This is a genomic window from Vibrio sp. D173a (genome assembly GCF_030248475.1).
Genome location: NZ_JAHGAH010000380.1, coordinates 1 through 4106, shown reverse-complemented (window position 1 = coordinate 4106; position 4106 = coordinate 1). Strand labels below are relative to the sequence as shown.

5 protein-coding genes are annotated in these 4106 nt (G+C 41.7%); 3 read left to right on the top strand and 2 right to left on the bottom strand.

What is annotated here, in order from left to right:
- Nucleotides 1-408, bottom strand: a 408-nt coding sequence (locus KIV40_RS26015; protein WP_285352081.1) for a BspA family leucine-rich repeat surface protein, incomplete at its 3' end; no start/stop codon positions are given.
- Nucleotides 409-683: 275 nt separating this feature from the next.
- Here KIV40_RS26015 and KIV40_RS26010 point away from each other — a divergent pair.
- The 3 genes from KIV40_RS26010 to KIV40_RS26000 all read left to right on the top strand — a co-directional run bounded on the left by KIV40_RS26010 (nt 684) and on the right by KIV40_RS26000 (nt 2927).
- Nucleotides 684-1121, top strand: coding sequence for a BspA family leucine-rich repeat surface protein (locus KIV40_RS26010; RefSeq protein ID WP_285352079.1), 438 nt, complete (start codon nt 684-686; stop codon nt 1119-1121).
- 26 nt (nt 1122-1147) lie between these two features.
- Nucleotides 1148-2563: a BspA family leucine-rich repeat surface protein gene (locus tag KIV40_RS26005; protein WP_198779321.1), complete on the top strand. Its 1416-nt coding sequence runs from the start codon at nt 1148-1150 to the stop codon at nt 2561-2563.
- 229 nt (nt 2564-2792) lie between these two features.
- Nucleotides 2793-2927, top strand: coding sequence for a hypothetical protein (locus KIV40_RS26000; protein ID WP_005530007.1), 135 nt, complete (start codon nt 2793-2795; stop codon nt 2925-2927).
- 142 nt (nt 2928-3069) lie between these two features.
- Here KIV40_RS26000 and KIV40_RS25995 read toward each other — a convergent pair whose 3' ends face one another.
- A complete protein-coding gene (locus KIV40_RS25995; RefSeq protein WP_285352076.1) occupies nt 3070-4044 on the bottom strand; it encodes a cytotoxin in 975 nt (324 codons plus the stop codon).
- Between the last annotated feature and the right edge of the window lie 62 nt (nt 4045-4106).

Below are 4106 nucleotides of genomic sequence, written 5' to 3'. Positions count from 1 at the left end.
ACTGGCGTTTTGGAACATGTTAGCCATATTGGTGACGTTGGATGTGTCCCAGCCACTGATGTTTTGATTAAATGCACTGGCGTTTTGGAACATGTTAGCCATATTGGTGACGTTGGATGTGTCCCAGTCACTAATGTCTGCACTAAACGTACTATTCCCTTGGAATAGGTTACTCATGTCGGTTACTTGAGAAGTACAAAAGTATAAATAGCCTTGTTGGAGAGCGTTAATTTTTTCTTGCTGACCGACAATACGATCATCTGCAACCATATATAAACGTTGCTTTTCAATAAATACCGAACCTATTTCGGCATCCGGGCAAGAAACAGTATCAGCATAGGTAGAGAAGCTATTGAATAACAAAGCAGCACTCAACGCAGTGAGTGTTAAAGGGTGGGTTAAAGCCATAATTATATTTTTACCAATTTTATATTTATGAGATGGGCGCAAAATGCGTGCGGAAGGGTAACCTGTTTCATATCAAGAGTGAATGGTTATTTTAAAACCATTGATTTTTGGAGTGTATGGCCCTTGATAACTTGATTGCCATTAATCTGAGTGGTTTTTTGGGGGAGGGACTCAATTTATATATTTAGGATTATTCTCCATCTGAAAAAGTGAAAATAACCAGCGAGCTTTCTGTATCATTTCGAACTTATTTTAATTAAATCATGGTTTTAACTATGAAACTACGTTCGATTATTTCCGCCTGTGCGCTGCTGAGTTGTAGCCACACCTTTGCCAGTGAACCAGAAACGGTAACCTGCGAATCAAATAAACCAGGAACCGTCATGGTTCAAGAAGATGAGTTGTTTGTGGTCGTCAATGACGCACTCATTCGCAACTCAGACTATTGGCAAAACTTTCTTGATGGCAACATTCTGCTCTGCACCACTCACGTAACAGACATGAGTGACCTGTTTGCTAAAGACCAATACTTCAATCAGGACATCAGCCGTTGGGACACCTCTCGTGTAACCAACATGGACCGTATGTTCTCCGGCGCTAAGCGCTTTGACCAAGACTTAACCCACTGGGACGTCAAGCGCGTCTCACGCCATATCGACTTCGCAAAAGGCAGTGGTCTGTCTGAAGATAGCCTTCCAACTTTTACACAATAACGTCTATTCAACCCTAGGAAAATACAATGAAAAGAACCATAACCTCACTTCTCGTGGGCGCCGCTGCGCTCGCTAGCCAAACCGCATTTGCTGTAGATATCTCAGTAAAATGCCCTGACCAACCTGTTAACTCCGTGATGCTTGAAAACGGGCAAGTCTATGTGGTGGTGGATAACACCCTAATAAAAAACGAGACGTTGCTCGATAAATTAGAGCAAGGCCACATAGGATTTTGCACAACACAGGTGACGGATATGAGTAGAGTTTTTTATGACCGAGTTTCTTTTAATACAGATATTAGTGATTGGGATACATCAAATGTGACGAACATGGCTTGGATGTTTAAAGGAGCTAAATCTTTTAACCAAGACATAGGTTATTGGGATACATCGAATGTCAGAGGAATGTACGAAATGTTTAAGGGGGCTAGTACATTCAATCAAGATATAGGTTATTGGGATACATCTAAAGTGACGAATATGCGCTGGATGTTTGGAGCCACAAAATTATTTAACCAAGATATAGGTCACTGGAACACATCAAATGTGACTGATATGGGCTACATGTTTTTTGAATCAGAAGCCTTTAATCAAAATATAGGTCATTGGGATACATCGAATGTGACGGCGATGAACCATATGTTTCAGCACACCGAAGCCTTTAATCAAAATATCGGTCATTGGGATACATCAAATGTGACGAATTTGGAATATATGTTTAGTCATGCAAGTGCCTTTAATCAAAATATCGGTGGGTGGGATACATCGAATGTGACAAGCATGGAAGGCCTGTTCCTAAGAGCACAAGCATTTAATCAAGATATAGGTGCTTGGGATACATCGAATGTGACGGCTTTTAATTTTATGTTTGATGAGGCAAGCGCTTTTAACCAATATATCGGTACTTGGGACACATCCAGTGTGAAGGTTATGAAATATATGTTTGCTGGTGCAAGTGCCTTTAACCAAGATATTGGTGCCTGGGATACATCAAATGTGACGAATTTGTCTTTTATGTTTGTGGATGCAAGCGCCTTTAACCAAGATATAGGTGCCTGGGATACATCAAATGTGACGGATTTTGGTTATATGTTTAGTGGTGCAAGTGCCTTTAACCAATATATCGGTGGGTGGGATACATCGAATGTGACAAGTATGAGAGCCCTGTTCTTTAGCGCACAAGCATTTAATCAAGATATAAGTGGGTGGGACACATCGAATGTGACAAGTATGGTTAGCATGTTTTATAACGCAGGTGCCTTTAATCAAGATATAGGTGATTGGGATACATCGAATGTTGTGGGTATGAGATACATGTTTCGTGATACGAAGGCCTTTAACCAAGACTTATCTAACTGGAACGTGAGCAAGGTAACAGACCACACTGACTTTGCGAAAGACAGTGTTCTGACTGAAGAACAACTGCCGTATTTTGTAGACTGATTCTTTCATCGGCTTAACTAAACAAAAGCCAGTGTTGATGGGTTCAACGCTGGCTTTTTTGTTGGTTGAGTCACTCTCAAAAAGTGGCGGCAAAGTGGCGGGAAAGACACTTCCTATTGAAGGGAGGAGTTGTTACAACGACTGAGACTGTCGCCACTTTGTCGCCATAAACTTTATGCATTTAGATTAAATTATTGTTTTATATGGTTTAATTTTTATTTTGTACATAATGGCTTCTTTGATTCAATCTGGCTTAGATCTTTCACCGATCATCACCCATCACTACAAGATTGATGACTTCCAAGAAGGCTTCGACGTAATGCGCAGCGGTATGTCAGGTAAGGTTATTCTTGATTGGGAGTAAGGTCGCGATAAAGCAGACAAAATCTTCCTGAGAACCAATTAATAAAAACGCCTCAAGTGAACCTTGGGGCGTTTTTGTTTTATCGAGTTGGTTTGAACCTGTAACTAGAACTCGTTACTGCTTATTCTCTATTAATTCAGCCTTAGCGCTTTATCGCGATGGTTCCGGTTTCAACTACGCGAGATTCCTTCGAAACCATGACTTTTACCGAGTGTTTTTCTGAAGAGAATAGTGTTTTAGCCGAAGTCGTTGGCCGCCCAAGTGCAGGCGCATGCTCTTGCTTTTGATAATGGATTTCCCAATGACGAGCTTGAGTGTTGTAGCGCATAAACGCAAAGCCATTCACACTCTTGATAGTGGTGTTACCTTTTTGGTAGAAGCCGTAGTCGCGGAAACTCATATAGTTTATTAAACCGTTGCGATGGTCCTTCACGTCATTGTATTGCTTGTCTTCTTTGCTACCTTCCACGTGATAAACCCTAATTAGATCGTCACTCCAATCATCAACAACAAAAGAGCAGCCGCTGAAGTTTGGTGTGAAAACATACAAATGATCGCGATGAGGGTCAGGGTGTTTAGGTATATCGAGATACTTGCCTTGCGCGACCCAGTAGGCCATCTGTGATGTTTTTTGGTCGGGTTGTTGCCCTGCAAAGGTATCAATGACTTCGATGGTGCCTACTGTTCCATGAGCGTGTTTGTATTGCATGCCACTGAAAACAAGCTCACCGCTTTCTTCTACTTCTTTCTTTGTCGCTGGGCTGAGAGATGTCATCTGATGAGCAACGATCTCTGCGCTGACACATTGGTTGTTAAAGCTAGAACCTAGTAAGTCGGACGGCAGTACACGTGTTCCGGTCGCATCGATCATTTCCTTTCTTGATGTCGGCATCGGTGACAGAATTGCATCAGGAAACTCACGTTCTTCGCCTACGTGAATATGGTTTTTCTGTTCTGTCGCGGCTTCAGTGATATTGGTTTCCTGCTTCTCTTTGTTGCGCTCATCAATGGTTTTATTTTTGTTATTGTTCCATCGCTTATAATCATCTGTTGAATAGGTTAATTCAGCCCTGCGTTCTTGACGCGGCTTTGTTGCGTAATTCGGACAGAAAACCAAATTGCCCGAAAATTGAGTGATTATTAAACAACATGCTGAGTTTCAGGCATACCAAGCCCTGT